This window comes from Ectothiorhodospira variabilis, from assembly GCF_022227625.1.
Classification (GTDB): domain Bacteria; phylum Pseudomonadota; class Gammaproteobacteria; order Ectothiorhodospirales; family Ectothiorhodospiraceae; genus Ectothiorhodospira; species Ectothiorhodospira haloalkaliphila.
On record NZ_JAJNAO010000006.1, the window covers coordinates 29327 to 49072 of the forward strand.

Genomic DNA, 19746 nt, shown 5'->3' on the forward strand with positions numbered 1-19746 from the left:
CATTCATTCAGAATGTTATCATCAAAGCTGAATGAATGGACAGAGGTGCGGGGGGTGGGTTCCGTGGATCGCGAACTACCTGAGCCTTTTGCGGCGTTCACCCCCTGCGTTGTCACGGGGTGTGGGGCTGGTGCAGGCTGGTGGCCATGTTTCATCACGAGGTAGGGAATCAATGGCGGCAGGCATGAACCTTGAGCCGTGGAAGGCTGGGCGGCCAGTGGGGGCGTTCGCGGCAAAGGCGATGATCCTGTGCGGTATGGTGGCTCTGCTGACAGGCTGCGGCGCCACCATTGTCAAGCCGGATTCACCGCCCGAGGACCCGGTCACGGTGCTGCTCCTGGACCATGGGCGCCACTCCAGCCTGGTCCTGCCGGGGCCCGATGACACCGCCATGACGCGGTATTCCTACGGTGACTGGTCTTACTATGCCGAGGCCGACATGGGTTGGAAGAGTGGGTTCAGGGCATTGATGTGGCCCACCCAGGCGACCTTGGGGCGTCGTGTGCTGGAAGGCCCACCGGATGAGACAACGGTGCGCTCCCGCGTGCGCGTGGGAATCGCCGAGATCATCCCCCTGGAGGTGGCTTCCCGCGAGGCGCGTTCTCTGCAACAGGCACTGGACGCAGTGTACGAAGAGCAACTGTCCACCCGCCTTTACAACGCCCGATTCGACCTGGAGTTCGTGGAGCACCCCCGGGATTACAGCCTGAGCTCCAATTCCAATGGGATGGTGGCCGAGTGGTTGCGGGATCTGGGCCTGGAGGTGAGGGGGCAACCGGTCTGGTCGCGCTGGCGTGTTCAATCGGGGGAGTGATGGCCGCCGACCGTTACAAGGCTGAAGTCTTCCACTGCTAGACTCTCCCCCCATGGAAATTCTCGCCTGGGTTCTCTGTGTCTTGCTGGTTGGTGCGGGTGTCGCGGGGTTAGTGCTCCCCGCCATCCCGGGGCCATTGTTGTTGTTTCTTGGCCTATGGGCGGCGGCCTGGGCCGAGGGCTTTGCGTACGTGGGGCTGGGTACCTTGCTGGTGCTGGGTGCCATGGCCGCTCTGGCCTCCCTGGCCGATTTCGTGGCCGGCGCATTCGGGGCACATCGTTACGGAGCCTCGGCGCGCTCCGTGGCCGGGGCCACGATCGGTGCCGTGGTGGGCCTGTTCTTCGGTCTGATCGGCCTTCTGCTGGGGCCTTTCATTGGCGCCGTATTGGGGGAGCTTTCTGCCCGTCGGGACCTATTGGCGGCGGGCCGGGCAGGTTGGGGGGCCACCCTGGGCCTCATTCTGGGCACGGCAGCCAAGGTGGCCCTGGGGCTTGCCATGGTGGCCCTGTTTCTGGCGGTGCGACTCTTCTGAACCGGGCGGTCGGTCGGTATCGGAGTCAGACCGTCCGTTCTCCCTGAGTGCCGTTTGTCCCTCGGTCGACAACTGGTCGACTTGTCATCTGCCGGGTCCTGCACAAAGCTGGGCACGTGGTTCGGGTAGAACCCGACCGTGTTCCATGCCAAGACCTTACAGGTGATTCCCATGTCTCGATATCTTCTGATCCTGATGTTTTTCGGCGCCGGCTTTCTGATGGCCTCACCCGCTCACGCCCTGGATTCCAGCAATTGTTACTGGGGAAAACTCCCCAATGGCGATTACCACGTGGCCTGCAACACGGCGGCCCTCACCGGGCGCGGCATCCTCCAGAACCGAAATGCCAGCGAAATCACCGGCCCTCGCTCCTATGACGAGATCGTGAGCCGCTTCTGCAATCAGTCCCAGTCTCCCTCCCCAGGCAACTGGCGCACCAACTTGCCTCGTCAGGGGGGTTGCAACTGACACCTGATCAAGCAGGGACCGAGATGAGCACAGTGGATGGTTTTCTTCGACCGGGTGGCGGTCCGTCTTCTTGTCGCGTGCTGTGGTTGGCGGTCTCGCTGGCAGGTACATGAGGGGTTGGAGCGGTGAGGTGGAAGACATGGCCCCACGGCTGGAGGTCATCACGAAGTTCGGTCCGCGTTGACTGCGGGGTAATCCTGAGAACAATGGGGGAATCATGGCCGCCGCTACCCCATTTCCCGTGAGCCCAGAAGATCACTCCCAGCGACAGACAGTATCCGCGTCTGATAGCATCCCGAGGCCACATCGGGGACATCGAAGCATGCGCACAATGAATACAAGCTTGCAGGAGTGCGCCGTTTGAGCCAGGAAGGCCAACTCCTCGACCAAAAGTCCTTGCGGTCCGTGATCGGCAAGAGCGCCGACTGGAACGAGCTGGTCAAGGATTGCATCGCTTTCGCCAACGCGACGGGCGGTCGCCTGTTGCTCGGCATCGAGGACGGTCAGGACGCGCCACCCGCGGGCCAACAGATTCCCACCGATCTTACGGACACCATCCGGCGTAAGATTGCCGAGCGCAGCGTCAACGTGGCCGTGCTTCCGGATGTGGTCACCGCAGCCAATGGCGGTCAATACATCAACCTCGCTGTTCCCCGGGCCATCGCGGTGGCATCGACCACTGATGGCCGCTACTTCCTGCGCGTGGCCGACCAGAGTAAACCTGTCACCGGTGACGATGTACTCCGGTTGGCGGCGGAGCGTGCGGCGCTGCCCTGGGAAACCCAGACCACGCTGCAGGTGCCCAGATCAGCCACCGATCCTGACAAGCTCGGCAAGCTGGTGAATGCGCTGAGGGCATCGGACCGCGTCAAGCCATCCGTCAAGGAAAAGTCCGATGACGAGTTGCTCGACCATTACCAGCTCGCACAAGGTGGCTACCTAGCCCAGTTGGGCATCCTGTGCCTGGGGCAGCAGCATCAGCGTGCGCAGCTGACCACAGCACCGGTAATCCAGTTCATCAAGTACGACGAGCGCGGCCAGAAGGTCAACAAGCTGGTGTGGGACGACCACACCTTGAGTCCGATGGAACTGATCGAGGCTGTCTGGTTGGGGGTGCCCGACTTTCGGGAGCACTACGAACTGCCGGATGGCCTGTACCGACAGAACGTGCCCGCCTTCGACGAGGTGGTGGTGCGCGAGCTTTTGGTCAACGCCCTGGTGCATCGCCCCTACACCCAGCGCGGCGACATCTTCCTGAACTTGCACCCGGACCGGCTGGAAGTGGTCAACCCGGGTCCGCTACCGCTGGGCGTGACGCCGCAGAACGTGCTGCACACCACCGTGCGTCGCAACGAGCACCTGGCCCGCCTGTTTCATGACCTGAAACTGATGGAGCGTGAAGGCAGCGGCTTCGATAAGATCTTCGAGGTACTGTTGTCGCAGGGCCGCCCGGCGCCGGATCTGATCGAAACGCACGACCGCGTGCAAGTCACGGTACGCCGCCGCATCCTCAAGCCCGAAGTCATCGACTTCATTGCCAAGGCGGACCAGACCTACCAGCTCACCCAGCGCGAACGCATCGCCCTGGGCCTATTGGCGCAGCACGACGCCATGACCGCCCGCGAACTGGCCAACGTACTGGAACTGCCTTCCGTCGAAGCGCTGCAACCCTGGATCAAACGGCTGCTGGAGTGGGACCTGATCCAGAGCGCTGGGCGCACCCAAGCCACGCGCTATTTCGTCGATCCGGGACTGCTACGCCATCTCGATTTTGCCGGGGAAACGACCCTGAAGCGGATCGAACCGCACCGCCTAGCGGCCCTGATTCTGGAAGACCTCAAGCGCTACCCCGAATCCGCGATCGGCGATATCCGCCAGCGCATCGGTAGCGAAATCCACCCAAAGCAGGTCAAGCGTGCGCTGGATGGTCTGATCGAGAAGGGCGAGGTGCGCTTTGCGGGTGACAAGCGCTGGCGGCGCTACTGGGCAGTGTCATGAGTAGCCTATCGGACAAAGCCCGCCCTATCGGCAGCAGTCGGGCGATAGAAAGTGGGCGATACGCTGGCGCAGATCAAACAAATCAAAGCCTTATATCGATCATCGCAGGTGCGGCATGGTCAATAGCGGCAGAACAGAATCCCTTGAATTCCAGGACCTACGCATGAACGCCGGCTTTCAACAACTCGCCAACTTTATCTGGTCGGTCGCCGACCTGCTGCGCGGCCCCTACTGATGTGGCCACCCTGATGGAGGCCATCACGAAGTTCGGTTCGCGTTGAGCGCGGGGTTCGGGGTGGTCAGTATCCGGTGCCAGCGGCGGAACTGACGGGCACCGTGGGCAAGGTTCCAGGTGAGCAGGCCGTTGGAGGCGGCCAGCAGGAGCAGGGCCGGGGTAAACAGCACTGACCAGAACAGGGCGCCCACGGTGCCTGCCAGGGCCAGCCAGTGCAGGTAAAGTTGCCAGCGGGTGAGCCTGAGCGGGATGACCTCGTGCATGTTGGGGATGGGGGCGCGCAGATTACCGGTGCTCAGGCGCTGGTTGTTCAGGTGCAGCCACACCAGGAACGGGACGATCTTGTAGAGCATGCCGTTGATGATGGACATGGCAAACCCGGCCAGGAACAGCCAGGCGGGCAGGAGCGACAGGGGGCCGCGCGGGTTCCAGCCCGGCAGCAAGTGTGCCAGGGCCCAGAGGCCGATGGCGGCCAGCAGGGCGATCAGCCCCGTGCGCCAGAAATGGACGGTGACGTCGGCATTGCGCCGGCGTCGGCGTGACTGCAACCACAGGGTGATCGCGGCGAAGGCTGCCAGGGCCGCCGCCAGGGTGGCGCCGGCCAGCGGTGCAAGCCAGCCCGGCACGGGCAGCCAGATGGGCAGGGTCAGCAGGATCAGCAGGGTGAAGACCAGCGGCGCGTAGCCACGGGCGAAGAGCCGGGGATATTCCGGTGTCATCTGGAACATGGGCACCACCTGGTAGGCCACGGCGGCAATCAGCAGGGCAATCCATCCGAAAAAGGCCCAGATCAGGTGAATATCCGTCATGTAGCGGGGCAGGGGCCAGCCCTGGCCCAGATGACCACTGGCGAGCCAGCCGCCCAGCACCATGGCCATCAGCAACGAGATCACCGCCAGCCAGAGCCCCGTGGGTGTCGGCCCGCGGGCCCGGCTGCGGGCCAGGCTGATCAGGGCACCGATGATGAAGATCATCATGGCGCCCAGCACCATCACACCACCCACCTGCACCGCCCAGGGCTGCGTGGTGGCCAGACCGATCCCCAGAAAAGGCGTACCCAGCGCCAGCAATCCATGGGTGACGCGACTGGTAAGCAGATCCCGGGGCAGGGGCGAGCCAGCCACCACCGGCAGCAGTTGCTGCATGGCCCCGAACATGACCATGGCCAGATAACCCAGCACCAGTACGTGGGTGGCGCCGATCAGGCCCGGCATCCATCGGGAGAGCAGGGTCTGCGGGCCCAGCCAGAGCATCAGCAACGCGAAGAGCACGGCGAACAGCGGTGCCGTGATCATGAACTGCAGGGGTACCCACAGAGGGGGTGTGCGGTCCAGGGACAGACGGGAAAGGTTGATCATGCGCTGGGCTCCGGCCCGTCCGCACGCCAGATGAGGATCTCGAAGGGCACATCCGGCGGAGTGAGTACCCGATAGGTAAAACCCATGTCGGCCAGCATCGGGTAGAGGGGAAAGGGTTCGCGGCGGTGTCTCATCCGCACCACATCCCCCGGGGCCAGGTCGGGCAGCCTGTCCAGTACCTGCTGCATGGGCTCCGGGGGTGGCAGGTCGCACACATCCAGCACATGGGTGGTGCCCATGGGCTCAGGCCGGCTCCAGGGTCCGGACCTGGTCCATCAGGCCATCGCGCTGGCCGCTCAGGTGCTTGTCCGCCATGGGGTAGAGGATCTGCTCCTCCTTCACGTTGTGCAGCTGGATGAGGGTCATGAGCGTTTCGATATTGCCCAGGCAGGCATCCACCTCTTGTCGTGCCAGGGTGTCCCGTACATCAGCCAGCAGGGCACGCATCTGATCGTGCTCCCGGCGCATGACCTCGGTGGGGCCGCCGCTGCTGCCGGTGAAGGTCTCGATGGCGGGAAAGAGCAGGGTTTCCTCCCGCTGCAGGTGACGCTCCAGGTCGTGTTGGAACTGCACACAGGCGTTTTCGGCGGTAGCCCAATCCTTGTCGGCGACACTGGTTTCCAGATCGGCAAGGCGATGGTCACAGTCGCGGTGGTCATGGGTGAAGAAGTCCTGGATCGTTTGCATGGTGGTAGCCTGTGGATGGAAAAATGGCGGGAACATGGACACGTTACCCAACCGCTGATGGGTTTGAACTTGACCCGGGTCAAGGCCCTGAAATGGTCTGGGCAGGTCAAGTCAATAAGAATTATTATTGATTGCGTCAGGGGGTGGTTGCGTTAGAATTGAGCCTGAACACGGCCCCCGGGGATTCAGCCCCGGACCCATTTACATCCTCCATTCCCAAAGGAGTCCCCTGTGAAGAAATACCTGATGATCGCTGCCCTCACGGCAGGGATGACCCTGTCCTCCGGCGCCGCATGGGCGGATCGGGTTGACCATTTCAAAGGCAAGTCTGCTGATACCCTGGAGCAGGCGCTGGAAAACTTCGTGGAATACAACCGCAAACTGGAAACGGCGCTGGCCGAGGGTGAATTGACGCCAGAGGCCGTGGCTCACATCCATGAACTCACCTACACCCTGGAAAACGCGCTGGAGCGCATGAACCAGGATCTGGCCGACCTGGCCGACACGCTGGAAGAGGTGCACCTTGCATCTGAAGTCAACGATGTGGAGAGAATTCGCGAAGAAGGCCGCAAGTATCTGGATGTGGCCAACAAGATCGCTCGCTGAATACTGAGTTGTTACCTCGCCCCTGCAAATCCCGGCAGGGGTGGGGTATTTCCAGTGCATGACCTTGCATCATCCCGCCCGGCCGTTTGCCCCCGAACGGCCCGCATCCAACCCATGAATCAACTCCCGTAGTGCCCTGTCCGTCCGCGCATTCATCCATTCCCATGGTCGTGGAGGTGCTTGACAGAAAAGCATAAGGTCATGCAAAAAGGAAGGGCATGCCCGCCCCCAGCCCAGGATCCCGGGATCCTGACCACCATTGGTCAAAGGCCGTTCTGATGATGGATCGATCAGTCTCCTTGGCACTGCGCGCCTCGCTGCTCTACGCCGTCTTTGCCGGTGTGTGGATCTTTGCCTCGGGTTTCCTTCTCGACCTCGTTCTGACCGATCCCGACGTCATCGTCCGCATGGAGCTGTTCAAGGGGCTGGTGTTCGTTCTCGTGACCTCCACGCTGCTCTATGTGCTCCTGCGCTCATGGCAGGAGCGACAGTTGGAACCCGAGGGGGCGGACAGTCAGACCTGGGAGCATGAGGTCAGACGACCGGCCACCGCGGGTCTGATCGCCGTGATCATGACGCTGGTGCTCCTGGCCCCGCTCATGGGTATTGTGGTGAAGAAGATCCACGGCCCGCAACTGGAGAGGGAAGCGCGGGACACTCTCCAGGCCATTACCCAGCTCAAGCTGCGACAGGTTCAGCAGTGGCTGGATGAGCGGCGTGCTGATGCACTCACACTCACGACACACGAGGCGTTTGTCGATCAGGTGGCGCAACTGCAGTCGCCGGAGCAGGCGGTGCAGCAGCCTGCGCGCCTCGAGGATGTCACCAACCGCCTTGCCGGCGTACGCGAACACTATCGCTACGCGGGCATTGCCATCCTGAGTGAAGAGGGTGAAGGGGTGTTGCAACTGGGCCGCATGGCGACCCCGCCCCAGGTGGACGCGCAGCTCCTGGAACAGGCGGTTCGGCAAGGCCAGATGGTGCAGGGCCTGACGAGGATCGATGGCATGGCATCGCCGCAGTACCTGGATCTGGTCACGCCCATTCTCAAGTCCCATGATGAGGGCGTCGAGCATGTGGGTTTTCTGGTGATGCGTGCCGAGGTGGATCGTTTTCTTTCGCCGCTGCTGGGCGTGTGGTCCTCCGCCAGCCAGTCCGGAGACATGTTGCTGCTGCAGGCCCATGACGATGACGGCTGGCGTGTCGTCTACCCGCCCCGGCATGAAGCCCCGCCACAGCCGATCCCGGGGCTCCATGATCTGGTAGGTAACGATACCTGGCTGTGGGCGAGCCAGGAGGTGCCTGGCACTGATTGGCTGTTGTTGGCGCGGAGTCCGCGGGACGAGATCTTTGCATCGCTTCAGGTTCTTGTCTTTTGGGTCAGTGCCATCACCTTGGGCGCCGTGGCGGTGATCGCGGCCGCCCTGATGTGGGTGTGGCGTCAGCAGGGGCGCCTGCAGCGCCTGGCCTTGCGGGCCCAACGGGTGGCCAGCGAGCAGGCGGCCGCCGACGCCTTGCAGGAAAGCGAAGGGCGGTATCGGGCCCTGTTCCAGAACAATCACTCGGTGATGCTGCTCATCAAACCGGAGGATGGCCACATCGTGGATGCCAACCCTGCCGCCTGCGATTTTTATGGCTGGGATCGGGACACCCTGTGCGCCATGCGCATCATGGACATCAATCAACTGGAAGCGGAACAGGTCAAGGCCGAAATGGCCAGCGCCCGTGAGAGGTCAATCAAGTTCTTTCTCTTTCCGCACCGATTGGCCGACGGCAGCATCCGCCACGTGGAGGTCTACAGCGGTCCCATCCAGTTCCAGGGGCAGACCCTGCTGTATTCCATCATTCACGACGTCACTCAACGCATCGAGGCCGAGCGCAAACTGCGCCACAGTGAACGCCTGATGCAGATGGCTGGCACCCTGGCGCGCATGGGCGGCTGGATGGCTGATCTGGGCAGCGGAACAGTGGAATGGTCCGACGAGGTCTGCCGGATCCATGACCTGGAGCCGGGCAGCGGGGTGAGCATCGAACAGGCGTTGGCCTTTTACATGCCGGGGGATCGGGGCCGCATGGAGGAGGTGTTTCGTCGCTGTGCGAACATGGGCGAGCCCTTCGACGAGGAAATGCGGATACGCACCGCCGGGGGCAGGGAAATCTGGGTGCGGGCCATGGGGGTCGCCGTGCAGGGTGAGGGGGGGCGCATCACGCATGTCCAGGGGGCGTTTCAGGACATCACGGATCGCAAGCGCGCTGAGGAGAGCCTGCGGCAGTGGTCCACGGTATTTCGGGCCACCAGCGAAGGGGTGATGATCACGGATGCGAAAGGGGAGATTCTGGCCGTCAATCAAGCCTTCACCCACATCACGGGTTATGAGCAGCACGAGGTGACCGGGAAGAACCCGCGTGTGCTGAAGTCAGGGCGTCATCAACCCTTGTTTTACCGACGCCTATGGGATGCCATCAGCCTGTCGGGTTTTTGGCGCGGTGAACTGTGGAATCGACGCAAGAGCGGCGCGATTTATCCCCAATGGACGGTGATCAATGCGGTACGCGACGACAGCGGCGTGCTCAGCCACTTTATCGGGGTGTTTTCCGACGTCTCGGATCTCAAGGACTCTCAGGATCAGATCGAACGCCTGGCACATCGGGATCCGCTCACCAACCTGCCCAATCGTCTGCTGTTCCGTACCCGCCTGGAGCAGGCCCTGGCATCCGCCAAACGCGGTCAGTCCGGAGGGCTGTCGGTGCTGCTGGTGGATCTGGATGGCTTCAAGCACATCAACGACAGCCTGGGCATTCGCGTGGGGGATGAGTTGCTTTACGAAGTGGCGGAACGATTCAGTTCGGTCATCAAGGATGACGAGGTGCTGGCGCGCCTGGGCAGTGACGAATTTGCCGTGATGGTGCCGGGGGAAAACGGACAGCAGTGTCGCGCTGACCTGGTGGCGGAGGCCATCCGCCAGGTGGTGGAGGCGCCGGTCCGGATTGCGGATCGAGATATCTTCATCACCACCAGCATCGGGATCGCCAGTTTTCCCAGGGATGCCCATGACGCCGAGGAGTTGATGCAATTCAGTGATGCCGCCATGCATCATGCCAAGGAGCAGGGTGGCAACGTGTATTTTCATTACACGGAGGACCTCACCGACCACGCTCGAGATCGGGTGACGCTGTCCTCGGAACTGCGTCATGCCCTGGATTCGAATCAACTCCTGCTGCATTTCCAGCCTCAGGTGGATCTGATCGATGGCTCGGTGGTGGGGCTGGAGGCGCTCGTGCGCTGGCGTCACCCGGAGCAGGGCATGATTCCACCCAATCGGTTCATCCCCATAGCCGAGGAGACCGGTCTGATACTGCCGTTGGGTCGTTGGGTGTTACGTCAGGCTTGTCTGCAGGCCCGACACTGGGCGGCGCAGGGACTTGAGTTCGGCACCATTGCGGTCAACGTCTCGGGCATTCAAGTGCAGCGCAGCGACATGGTGCAAACGGTGGCGGATGCGCTGCAGGAAAGCGGTCTGGATTCTTCGCTGCTGGAACTGGAAGTGACCGAGAGCTTCGTGATGGACCGTCGTCAGGGGCCTTCGGCTTTCCTCGGGGAACTCAAGGCCATGGGGGTGCAACTGGCGGTGGACGATTTCGGCACCGGGTACTCCTCTCTCTCGTATCTCAAGGATCTGCCTTTTGATGTGCTCAAGATCGATCAGAGCTTCATTCGGGGGCTGCCGGAAAACCAGCGGGACATGGCCATCGCCCGTGCGGTGAATACCCTGGGCGCCCACCTGGGTATGGAGGTGCTCGCCGAGGGTGTGGAAACCACCGAGCATCAGGAGGCCCTGCTGGACATGGGGTGTCACCGGGCACAAGGCTATCTATTCAGCCGGCCGGTGCCGGCCGAGGAGATTCCGGCCATCCTGCGGGCCCGCTGCCGGGCCCATTCACCGTCGTGAGGCCCAGGGAGCGTGAGGCCCAGGGGATGGTGTTGGTCTCCGCATCCATGGATTCCATGAGGCTGTTGAGGCTATCCTCATGCGATTGCCAGGAAGACAGGACAACAGCATGAGCCGATTTGTCTACGCCGATCCCGACTCTCTGCCGCACCGCGATCGACAGTCCATCAGCAAACTGTATCGGGCCGATGAGGCCGTGGCGGCGAGGATGCTGCTCGAACGCCTGCCCCAGGACGAGGAGAGTGGCACCCGCACCCGGTACCTGGCCCGGGGGCTCGTCAAGGGGATGATCCAGGCGCAGAAGCGCCAGTCCGGCATGGCGGCGCTGATGCAGGAATATGATCTCTCCAGCGATGAGGGCATCGCCCTCATGTGCCTGGCAGAGGCCCTGCTCAGGGTGCCGGACAAGGCCACGGCGGACCGGCTGATTCACGACAAGCTCACTGCCTCCCATTGGGATGCCCACCTGGGGCGTGATCGGCCATTCCTGGTGAATGCCGCCACCTGGAGCCTGTGGTTGAGTGAGCGCATCATTGATACGGATGATCGCCGACGCTGGTTGTCCAGGGTGGTGCATCGCATGCTGGCCCGTATTGGCAGCCCGGTGATCCGTACGGCGGTGCGCCGCACCATGGGCATGCTGGGAGACGGTTTCGTCCTGGGTCGAACCATCGACGAGGCCATGAAGCGGGCGCGTCGAAACGAAAAGCATGGCTATCTGTATTCCTACGACATGCTGGGCGAGGCGGCCCGCACCGAGGAGGACGCCCAGGCCTATTTTCAGGCCTACAAGGATGCCATCGTGCGCATCGGCAAGTCGGTGGACCCGCGCATCACCATGCGGGAGCGCCCGGGCATCTCGGTGAAGCTCTCGGCCCTGGATAACCGTTACGAGCCCGGACATGAAGAGCGGGTGCACCGCAGGCTGATGCCGCGCATCCTGGAACTGTGCCAACTGGCCCGGGACTATTACATCCCCCTGTGCATCGATGCCGAGGAGTCCTGGCGCCTGGACCTGTCGCTGGATGTGGTGGAACGCCTGCTGGATGAGTCCAGCCTGGAGAACTGGGAAGGTCTGGGGGTTGCCGTGCAGGCCTATCAGAAGAGGGCCTGGGAGGTGCTGGGGTGGCTGGAGAACAAGGCCGCCCTGAAGCGTCGCCAACTCATGGTGCGCCTGGTCAAGGGAGCCTACTGGGACACGGAAATCAAGGACTCACAGGTTCAGGGCCTGTCCGACTATCCGGTGTTCACTCGCAAGGCGGCCACGGATGTTTCCTACCTGGCCTGTGCCCGCCACCTGCTGCACGACTGCCCGCACCTGTATCCGCAGTTCGCCACCCATAATGCCCATACGGTGGCCGCCGTCATGGAAATGGCTCAGGGCAAGGAGTTCGAGCTGCAGCGTCTCCATGGCATGGGTGAGGCGCTTTTTGATCAGTTGGTGGGGCGTGATACCCCCAAGGTGCCCTGCCGCATCTATGCGCCGGTGGGCAGCCATGAACACCTGCTGGCCTATCTGGTGCGCCGTTTGCTGGAGAACGGTGCCAATTCTTCGTTCGTGCATCGCATCCACGAGGATGATCTGGAGCATCTGATTGCCGATCCCGCAGCACAGTTGCGCATCTGCGAGCCGTTGCGCAACCCGCGTATCGCCCTCCCCAAGGACATCTATGGCAAGGCGCGGCGTAACAGTGCGGGGCTGGACTTTTCGGATCGCTCCTTGCTGTTGAAGCTGTCCGCTCAGATGACGCAACTCGCCGGGAAGGGCTGGCGTGGCGGGCCGCTGGTGGCCGGGACGATGCGTACGGATCAGGCCCAGGCCGTCATATCTCCAGCGGATGCCCAGTGCCAGCCGGGCAAGATGACCTGGGCCGGTGAGCGGGATGTGAAGGCGGCACTGGAAGCGGCGGATGCCGCCTGGCCGGATTGGGAGGCCACACCCGCCGAGGATCGAGCCCAAATCCTGAAAAAGGTCGCTGATCTTTACGAAAAGCACCAGGCCGAACTCATGAGTCTGTGTGTGGAGGAGGCGGGCAAGAGCCTGCGTGATGCCCACGCCGAGGTGCGCGAGGCGGTGGATTTCTGCCGGTATTATGCCGCCCAGGCCCGCCGCCTGTTCTCACGGTCTGCCGTATTGCCGGGGCCCACCGGAGAGCGAAACGAGTTGAGTCTGCGTGGTCGAGGCACCTTTCTGTGCATCAGCCCCTGGAATTTCCCCCTGGCCATCTTTACCGGGCAGGTCACCGCTGCGCTGGCAGCCGGTAATGCCGTGGTGGCCAAGCCCGCGGAGCAGACCAGTCTGGTGGCCACCCGGGCCGTGACGCTCATGCATCAGGCCGGTATTCCCGTCAACGTGCTGCACTGCCTCCCCGGGCCCGGTGGTGAGATCGGGCCGTTGCTGGTGAGCGATCCTCGCATCAAAGGCGTGGCCTTCACCGGCTCGAATGAGACGGCGCGCCTGATCAACCAGGGTCTGGCCGAGCGTGAGGGTCCCATTGTTCCCTTGATCGCGGAGACCGGCGGCATCAATGCCATGATCGTGGATTCCACTGCCCTGCATGAGCAGGTAGTGATGGACATCGTGCGTTCGGCCTTCCTCAGTGCGGGTCAGCGTTGCTCGGCCCTGCGGCTGCTTTGCGTGCAGGCGGATATCGTCAAGCCGCTTTTGAAGATGCTCAAGGGCGCCATGGACTCCCTGGTGGTGGGAGATCCCCGCTGGCTGGTGACGGACGTGGGCCCGGTGATTGATGCCGAGGCCCTGGAGCGGCTCGAGGCCCATCATCAGACCATGGAGGAGCACGGCCGTGTTCTGCACCGGGCGCCGCTGGGAGGGGACTGCGAGCAGGGTTTCTTCATGGCGCCCTCTCTGTACCGCCTGGAGAGCATTGATGAGTTGATGGCCGAGGTGTTTGGCCCCATGTTGCACGTGGTGACCTGGCGTGCCCGGGAACTGGATTCCCTGGTGGATCAGATCAACGATCTGGGGTTTGGTCTGACCCTGGGCATCCACAGCCGGATCGATGCCCATGCCGAGGCCGTGACGCGAAGGGCACGGGTGGGCAACGCCTATGTGAACCGGGATATGGTGGGGGCGGTGGTCGGCACCCAGCCCTTCGGTGGCGAAGGGCTTTCAGGGACCGGCTTCAAGGCCGGTGGCCCCCATTACCTGTTGAAGTTTGCCACCGAGCGGGTGGTGACGATGAATACCGCCGCAGTGGGCGGCAATGCCAGCCTGTTTGCGATGGCCGAAGGGGATGGCGGCGGTGGCACGAATGGCCATGGTGGTGGCAATGGGCAGAAGCGACTGCCGCCACCGCAGTCGGTGAGCCGCCGGCGCTCGGCAGGCTGAGAGCCCGCCGCGGCCGGGGATGCGGGGGCGGGTGCCCCGTTGTTTCAGGAAGTGGTGCTGCTCCCGGAGGTGCTCTTGCTCCGCGCCCGGCTGCGACGTGCGCGGGGCTTGGGTGCGGGCTTCTCCTCGTATTCTTCTTCCACCATCAGGACCGGATCATCATCGTGACGGGACTGGCTGGAAGGCCAGAAGCCATCCCGGGCACGTTGTAGCCAGGCGTTCACGTATTCTTCGATGGCGTCCTGGGTGTCCAGCGGCAGATCGCGGAAGATCAGGGTTCCGACCAGGGCGAGCACCATCAGGCCGCCAAGCAAGGTGAGCAGCGGTTGCAGAAAGACGATGGTGATCAAAGCGGCGATGCTCAGGAGGATGATGCGTGTTCTTGCGGGCATGGTGTCTCTCAATGGATGTTTGCGGCTCAGGGCGATGGGCCGATTGTCAAGGGAAGGATGATCCGAAAGGGCATTATTTTGCCCCAAGCGCTGGCTCAAGAATACCCCTCATTTCTGTGCGGACAAGGTTGCATGCGTGGCTACCGGCCGGGGACAGGGGGTATTCAGGAACCCTCTTTTTTCCGCCCATCCGGATGAGGCCCCTCCACGCGCCGCAGCGAACGTGATGTCTTGCCGTCGATTACCTGCTGGGTCACCCGATCCCGCCCATTGCGCTTGCTGGCATACAGGGCCTCGTCGGCAATGCGGATCATGGACTGCCGGGAAGGCGGCGGCGTGTGAGCCGGGCAACTGGCCACGCCGATGCTCACGGTGATCGGGATGTGCGTGCCGCCGACCTCCACGGGATTGTCCTTGATCTCCTGGCGCAGGCGCTCGGCCACCATCAGCGCCCCTTCCGGACCCGTTTCCGGCATGACGAGCAGGAACTCCTCGCCCCCGTAGCGGGCAGCCAGGTCCGGTTGTCGGGCCAGATCGGTGAGAATCTGGGCGATATGGCTCAAAACCTCGTCACCCACCGGATGTCCATGGGTGTCGTTCACCTGTTTGAAATGATCAATGTCCAGCATGAGCAGGGAGAAGGCGTTGCGATAGCGGCGGCTGCGCTGAATTTCCCGTTCCACCAGTTCCTGCATATGGGCATGGTTGAACAGGCCGGTCATGCCATCCCGCTGAGCCCGGTCCGCCAGGTCGTGGGCTTCGACCAGTGTTCGGATGATGGGCCGCAGAGTGGCGACAGTCAGGGCGAAGATCACCAGGACCAAAAGCCCGAGTATCAGGGTGAGGCGACCCAGCTGTTCGTTGGTCTCCGCGAAGAAACGCTGCTCGTTCACCACGGCGAACAATTGCCAGTTCGTGCCCTCAAGCTCCAGGACGCGGACGAGATGGCCGGATGTCTGTTCTTGCCCCTGCCGAAAGCGCTCGAACGCCTCCAATGAGTCCATCGGTGCCTGGGTTCGTGGCCAGAAGAGAATCTCCCCGGTCGGGCCGGCCAGGCCAAAGGTCATGGTTCGCAGATCGCGTTCCTGGGGTCTTTCGATGACCGCGTTCAGGGCGCTGGCGTTCACGTAGAGTAGATCCGAGCCCACCCAGCCGGCGGCAGGGTCGATGATGGGGGAGCAGTAAACCAGTGCCTGGTACTCACCCAGCGGCATGGGTTCAAGCAAATGGATACCGGAGTCCTCTCGTGCCAGGCAGGCCTCGGCGGGACTTTCGTTTGGCAACAGGCCGACCTGCAGAAACCGCTCCCCCGACGGCCCGAGGCGCTCAATGCCCAGCAGCTCGTCATTGGCAATGAGGGCGTCGGCCAGCTTCGGGTTGCTGAAACCACGCAGGGTTTCCAGGGAGATACGTCCTTGCAGGTGCTCCACCTGTCGCTGGCGGATGGCGGTCCGGCTGGCGGTCTGACGTGCCAGGGCAAAGTGACGGTCGAGAACCCCCTGTACGAGCCATTGGGAAGCACGCATGGAGAACTCGATCTCTGCTTCATGTCCCGACCGCAGACGATCCGCCAGGGGCTTGAAGCCGCCCAGATAGAAGGTGGTCGTGAGCAGCAGGCAACTGAGGCCCGCCACCAGGTAGACCATGAGTATGTTTGGCTTGACGCTGTGAATCACGGATAAGTGTCAGTGTATCCCCACGCGGAGGGCTGCCATCTTGGCCACCCGAACCGGTGATCCGATGGGGCCGGGGTGTTATATTCGCTACAATTCTTTACCATGATACCAGTCTATCGCCCCGACACGGGCTCCCTCGACATGCCACAGATCTACAGAGAAACCGGCCATCATGTCCTTGTAGTCGAGGACAGCCGCTCGGTGGCCGGTCTGCTGGCCAACAAGATCGCTGAGTTGCCCGATCTTCAGGTAAGAGTGGCCGGCTCCCTGGCCCAGGCCAAGGCGGCACTTGAAGAAGGTGCCGAGCAGTTCTTCCTCGCCGTGCTGGACCTGAATCTGCCGGATGCGCCGGACGGGGAAGTGGTTCCCTGGGTGCTTGATCAGGGCATTCCGGTTCTGGTCCTCACGGCAGGTGTCAGCGACGATGAGCGGGACAGGCTCATTGATCTGGGCATTATCGATTACATCAATAAGGACAATCTCTCCGAGATCGACCATGTGGTGCGCTCGGTGGAGCGTATCCATCGTAATCGCAACATTGGCGTGCTGGTGGTGGATGATTCCACCTCCGCTCGAGCCTACCTCATGGCTCTGCTGCATCGCTACGGCTACCGGCTGCTGGAGGCAAAGGATGGGCAGAGCGCACTGAAACTGCTGGAAGAGCGGGGCGATCAGATTCACCTGATGCTGTGCGATCAGCACATGCCCGGCATGGATGGCATCACCCTGATCACCCGGGTTCGCCAACATTATTGCCGCACCCGGCTGTGCATCATCGGCATGTCCAATCATGGCTCGGGCATCCTTTCAGCCCGTCAGCTCAAGGCCGGGGCCAACGACTTCATTACACGGCCCTTCCTGGAAGAGGAGTTCTTCGTGCGGGTCAATCAGAACGTGGCCCTGATCGAACTGATCCAGGAGATGGAAAACGCCGCCAACCATGATCCGCTGACCAGCCTGTTCAATCGCCGATATCTGGCCGATGCCGGACAGATGCTGCACGAGGCAGCCCGCAGGGGTGGGCGTGGTCTGGGCGTGATCCTGATGGATCTGGATTTCTTCAAGCACATCAATGATCGTTTCGGTCACTTCGGGGGAGACGAGGTGCTCACCCAGGTGGCCAAGGCGCTCAAGGCTCGGGCGCGTGCCTCGGATATCCTGGTGCGTTACGGTGGCGAGGAGTTCTGTCTGGTGGCGCAGGACGTTGATCACAAGGCGGCCATCGCGCTGGCCGAGACCCTGCGTCAGGCGGTGGCCAGCATGGAGTTCTGTCTGGACAGCGAGTGCGTCAAGCTGACCTTGAGTGTGGGAGTGACCACCCGCCTGGGAAGCAGCCTGGAACAGATGCTTCACGAGGCAGATAATGCCCTGTATCAGGCCAAGGAGTCGGGCCGCAACAGGGTGGTGGCCACCCCGGTCGCGGAGTCAAACTCGGGGGCGCAGGAGCGCAACTGAGCTTGATCAGAATTCTCCCACCCAGGTCACGCCCAGGCTGCGGCCCGGTGCCCGCAATTCCTGCACTCCCGGCCCACTGGCCAGGCGCTCATCCGTCATCTCGTTGACGTGTTCCCGATAATTCCGGTCCGCCAGGTTGGTCACCGCCAGGGTGAGTGCCTGTTCCCGGAAGCCGCCCCCGGGCCCGAAGCGGTAACCCACCCGGACATCGGCGGTGGTGAAGCCGCCGGTCTCGCGTTCGCTGCTGTTGCTGAAGCGTTCCGCCACCCGATCCTGTGAGGCCACGGCCCGCAGTCGCGCCTCCCATTGCCAGCCCCGGGGTGCACCACTGAGCAGGCCCAGGGTGAGTTCCGATGGGGGCATCTGGTAAAGGGGTTCGTCAAACCGGGAATCCCGGTTGTCCCCGCGCAGCCAGGTGCCGCTGGCCAGTGCCGTGAGCCGGTCGGTGAGGTCGTGCTCCAGGCTGAACTCGGCGCCACGGATGCGGGCTTCGTCCAGGTTGACGGTTTGTTTCAGGCCGGGGCTGACCACCTGGCCACCAATGTGATCCTTGATTCGGCTCTCATACACTGCCACGGTGTAGCGGGTGTTGCCCAGCTCGCCGCGGGCGCCGATCTCCAGGGTGCGGTTGCGTTCGGGGTCGAGTTGGGGATTGCTCAGCCAGGTGAAGCCATCACTGTAGGCATAGGTGAGGTAACGTTCCAGCAGGCCGGCTGAGCGATAGCCTTCCGAGAGACTGGCATAGGGTGTGAAGGCGTCGTCGACATACCAGGTGATGCCCGTGGACCAGGACAGGTTGTAGTCGGTGCTGTCTAGAGGGCCTTCCACATTGAAGGCCTCCCGGGCACGACCCTGCACCTCATCGTAGCGGGCACCCAGCGAGATGGTGACGTTGTCCAGGTGGATATCGTCCTGGATGAACAGGCCTCGCGATTCCAGACGGCCCTGGTCGATCAGCTGGAATTCATTGACGGGATCATAATCCGGAGGGAAGCCGATATAGGAGACCGGGCTGGCCTGCAGCCGCCAGGCTTCCGCGCCGACCAGTAGCACGTGCCGAGGCAGGGGGGAGGACTCCCACTGAATCCTGACGCCATCCGTGGTGAAATCCGTGTCGGAGGTTCGGTAGTCGGTCCGTCGTTCCCGGTTCCAGTCATAATTACCTCGTGTGAGTTCCTGGCGGTAGACCGAGGCGGATAGCTGGTTGCCCCATGCGCCTCCCAGGTCTGCGTCGTAGCTGAGTTCCAGCAGATCCCGGGTCTGTCGGGGCGTGTAGTGAGTGTTCAAGCCCTGGGGCTGGGGCAAGCCTTGTCCTGCCGGCGGCTCGAATGCCTCTTCCAGAAAACGCCGCGACGCCAGATACCACACATCCTCCCGCCGATCCCGCTGCGCCCGGAACTGCAGTTCGTGGCCGTCGGTCACCCGCACCCGGTAACGCAGATGCATCGCCTGCTGTTCAGTGCCGCTGTCGCGAAGCCTTTCCCCCTCGCCAGTGCGATAGTCATCCGTATCCAGATAGGCGGCGGATACATCCAGCACACTGCGCGGTCCCGAGACCGAGGCCCCAAGGGAGCCGCGAATGCTGGTGTTCACCGAGGAGTAGCCCAGGCTCGTCCAGCCCCGGGTCTCGGGCTCCGCAGTCATGCCGCCACCGCGGGTGATGATGTTGATCACGCCCCCCATGGCACCGGCGCCATACAGCACCGAGCTGGGTCCCCGGATCACCTCGATGCGTTCCACCAGGTCCATGTTCACGTACGAGGCCAGCGATCCCCGGGCCGGGGGCTGCATGGCATTGATGCGAACGCCGTCCACCAGCACCAGCACCTGGTCACGCTTGAGGCCCCGAATGATGGGGTCCACGCCCACCGAGCCGTCCACTGCCACCGACAACCCCGGCTCTCCCCGGAGCACATCGCCCAGGGTGCGCGCCTGGCGCCACCGCACGGCATCCCCTTCGATCACGTTCACCGCGGCGGCGGTCTCCGTGATGGCGGCTTCATAGCCCTTGGCCGTGACCGTCATGGGCGGGAGGGTGACGGAGGTCTCCGCCAGGAGCGTGACGGGGAGGGCAGAGGTGGTGATCAGTGCTGTGAGGGCACGCAGACGCATGGGTTCTCTTCCTCAAGGTGGCTGTTTGTCATCACCCGCTTCTTCGGTGCCCTTGGGCGGCCAGGCGGGCTTATCATGCGGAATAATATGGATTTATCATGGAAATTACACGAT

Annotated in this window: 15 protein-coding genes; 9 read left to right on the plus strand and 6 right to left on the minus strand. The window is 62.8% G+C overall.

Annotation, left to right across the window (positions count from 1 at the left end; genetic code table 11):
* Positions 1-184 precede the first annotated feature (184 nt).
* The 5 genes from LPW30_RS08105 (at position 185) to LPW30_RS08125 (ending at position 4047) form a co-directional block, all read left to right on the plus strand.
* Positions 185-814, plus strand: a complete 630-nt coding sequence (locus LPW30_RS08105) for a DUF2459 domain-containing protein (RefSeq protein ID WP_035369445.1) — start codon at positions 185-187, stop codon at positions 812-814.
* A 52-nt stretch (positions 815-866) separates the two neighbouring features.
* A complete protein-coding gene (locus LPW30_RS08110) occupies positions 867-1346 on the plus strand; it encodes a DUF456 domain-containing protein (RefSeq protein ID WP_274520733.1) in 480 nt (159 codons plus the stop codon).
* Between the two features lie 171 nt (positions 1347-1517).
* Entirely contained in the window at positions 1518-1814 is a 297-nt protein-coding gene (locus tag LPW30_RS08115) for a hypothetical protein (RefSeq protein ID WP_238625845.1), read from the plus strand.
* Between the two features lie 360 nt (positions 1815-2174).
* Positions 2175-3812 (plus strand): ATP-binding protein, encoded by a 1638-nt coding sequence (locus LPW30_RS08120; protein ID WP_239680579.1) that lies wholly within the window; start codon positions 2175-2177, stop codon positions 3810-3812.
* 115 nt (positions 3813-3927) lie between these two features.
* Positions 3928-4047, plus strand: coding sequence for a type I restriction-modification system subunit M N-terminal domain-containing protein (locus LPW30_RS08125; protein WP_218915906.1), 120 nt, complete (start codon positions 3928-3930; stop codon positions 4045-4047).
* Between the two features lie 23 nt (positions 4048-4070).
* On the opposite strand, the gene LPW30_RS08130 is transcribed toward LPW30_RS08125, so the two are convergent.
* The 3 genes from LPW30_RS08130 to LPW30_RS08140 are packed head-to-tail and all read right to left on the minus strand — an operon-like array spanning position 4071 to position 6092.
* On the minus strand, positions 4071-5405 hold the full coding sequence (locus LPW30_RS08130; protein ID WP_238625841.1) for a hypothetical protein: 1335 nt from the start codon (positions 5403-5405) through the stop codon (positions 4071-4073).
* Entirely contained in the window at positions 5402-5644 is a 243-nt protein-coding gene (locus tag LPW30_RS08135; RefSeq protein WP_239680580.1) for a DUF2249 domain-containing protein, read from the minus strand. The genes LPW30_RS08130 and LPW30_RS08135 overlap by 4 nt, the downstream gene beginning before the upstream one ends.
* Before the next feature lie 4 nt (positions 5645-5648).
* Positions 5649-6092: a hemerythrin domain-containing protein gene (locus tag LPW30_RS08140; RefSeq protein ID WP_239680581.1), complete on the minus strand. Its 444-nt coding sequence runs from the start codon at positions 6090-6092 to the stop codon at positions 5649-5651.
* 231 nt (positions 6093-6323) lie between these two features.
* Between LPW30_RS08140 and LPW30_RS08145 the strand changes: the two genes are divergently transcribed.
* The 3 genes from LPW30_RS08145 to putA all read left to right on the plus strand — a co-directional run bounded on the left by LPW30_RS08145 (position 6324) and on the right by putA (position 13997).
* Positions 6324-6698 carry a DUF6746 family protein gene (locus LPW30_RS08145; RefSeq protein ID WP_238625836.1) on the plus strand — a complete coding sequence of 125 codons (375 nt, stop codon included), beginning with the start codon at positions 6324-6326 and terminating at the stop codon, positions 6696-6698.
* Positions 6699-6976: 278 nt separating this feature from the next.
* A complete protein-coding gene (locus LPW30_RS08150) occupies positions 6977-10648 on the plus strand; it encodes a sensor domain-containing protein (RefSeq protein ID WP_239680582.1) in 3672 nt (1223 codons plus the stop codon).
* Between the two features lie 109 nt (positions 10649-10757).
* Positions 10758-13997, plus strand: coding sequence for a bifunctional proline dehydrogenase/L-glutamate gamma-semialdehyde dehydrogenase PutA (putA, locus tag LPW30_RS08155; RefSeq protein ID WP_239680583.1), 3240 nt, complete (start codon positions 10758-10760; stop codon positions 13995-13997).
* Positions 13998-14041: 44 nt separating this feature from the next.
* Here putA and LPW30_RS08160 read toward each other — a convergent pair whose 3' ends face one another.
* Positions 14042-14389, minus strand: a complete 348-nt coding sequence (locus LPW30_RS08160; protein WP_128571907.1) for a hypothetical protein — start codon at positions 14387-14389, stop codon at positions 14042-14044.
* A 164-nt stretch (positions 14390-14553) separates the two neighbouring features.
* Positions 14554-16065 carry a GGDEF domain-containing protein gene (locus tag LPW30_RS16130; RefSeq protein ID WP_239680584.1) on the minus strand — a complete coding sequence of 504 codons (1512 nt, stop codon included), beginning with the start codon at positions 16063-16065 and terminating at the stop codon, positions 14554-14556.
* A gap of 141 nt (positions 16066-16206) precedes the next feature.
* On the opposite strand from LPW30_RS16130, the gene LPW30_RS08170 reads away from it, so the two are divergent.
* Complete coding sequence (locus LPW30_RS08170; protein ID WP_239680585.1) at positions 16207-17520, plus strand: diguanylate cyclase; 1314 nt, start codon at positions 16207-16209, stop codon at positions 17518-17520.
* 6 nt (positions 17521-17526) lie between these two features.
* Here the strand turns inward: LPW30_RS08170 and LPW30_RS08175 are convergent, their stop codons facing one another.
* On the minus strand, positions 17527-19632 hold the full coding sequence (locus tag LPW30_RS08175; RefSeq protein ID WP_239680586.1) for a TonB-dependent receptor plug domain-containing protein: 2106 nt from the start codon (positions 19630-19632) through the stop codon (positions 17527-17529).
* Positions 19633-19746 lie beyond the last annotated feature (114 nt).

Bases quoted from the DNA above. Each gene is read 5' to 3' on its own strand.
- LPW30_RS08105 (WP_035369445.1), top strand. From the start codon at position 185: ATGAACCTTGAGCCGTGGAAGGCTGGGCGGCCAGTGGGGGCGTTCGCG.
- LPW30_RS08110 (WP_274520733.1), top strand. From the start codon at position 867: ATGGAAATTCTCGCCTGGGTTCTCTGTGTCTTGCTGGTTGGTGCGGGT.
- LPW30_RS08115 (WP_238625845.1), top strand. From the start codon at position 1,518: ATGTCTCGATATCTTCTGATCCTGATGTTTTTCGGCGCCGGCTTTCTG.
- LPW30_RS08125 (WP_218915906.1), top strand. From the start codon at position 3,928: ATGGTCAATAGCGGCAGAACAGAATCCCTTGAATTCCAGGACCTACGC.
- LPW30_RS08130 (WP_238625841.1), bottom strand. From the start codon at position 5,405: ATGATCAACCTTTCCCGTCTGTCCCTGGACCGCACACCCCCTCTGTGG.
- LPW30_RS08135 (WP_239680580.1), bottom strand. From the start codon at position 5,644: ATGGGCACCACCCATGTGCTGGATGTGTGCGACCTGCCACCCCCGGAG.
- LPW30_RS08140 (WP_239680581.1), bottom strand. From the start codon at position 6,092: ATGCAAACGATCCAGGACTTCTTCACCCATGACCACCGCGACTGTGAC.
- LPW30_RS08150 (WP_239680582.1), top strand. From the start codon at position 6,977: ATGATGGATCGATCAGTCTCCTTGGCACTGCGCGCCTCGCTGCTCTAC.
- putA (WP_239680583.1), top strand. From the start codon at position 10,758: ATGAGCCGATTTGTCTACGCCGATCCCGACTCTCTGCCGCACCGCGAT.
- LPW30_RS08160 (WP_128571907.1), bottom strand. From the start codon at position 14,389: ATGCCCGCAAGAACACGCATCATCCTCCTGAGCATCGCCGCTTTGATC.
- LPW30_RS08170 (WP_239680585.1), top strand. From the start codon at position 16,207: ATGCCACAGATCTACAGAGAAACCGGCCATCATGTCCTTGTAGTCGAG.
- LPW30_RS08175 (WP_239680586.1), bottom strand. From the start codon at position 19,632: ATGCGTCTGCGTGCCCTCACAGCACTGATCACCACCTCTGCCCTCCCC.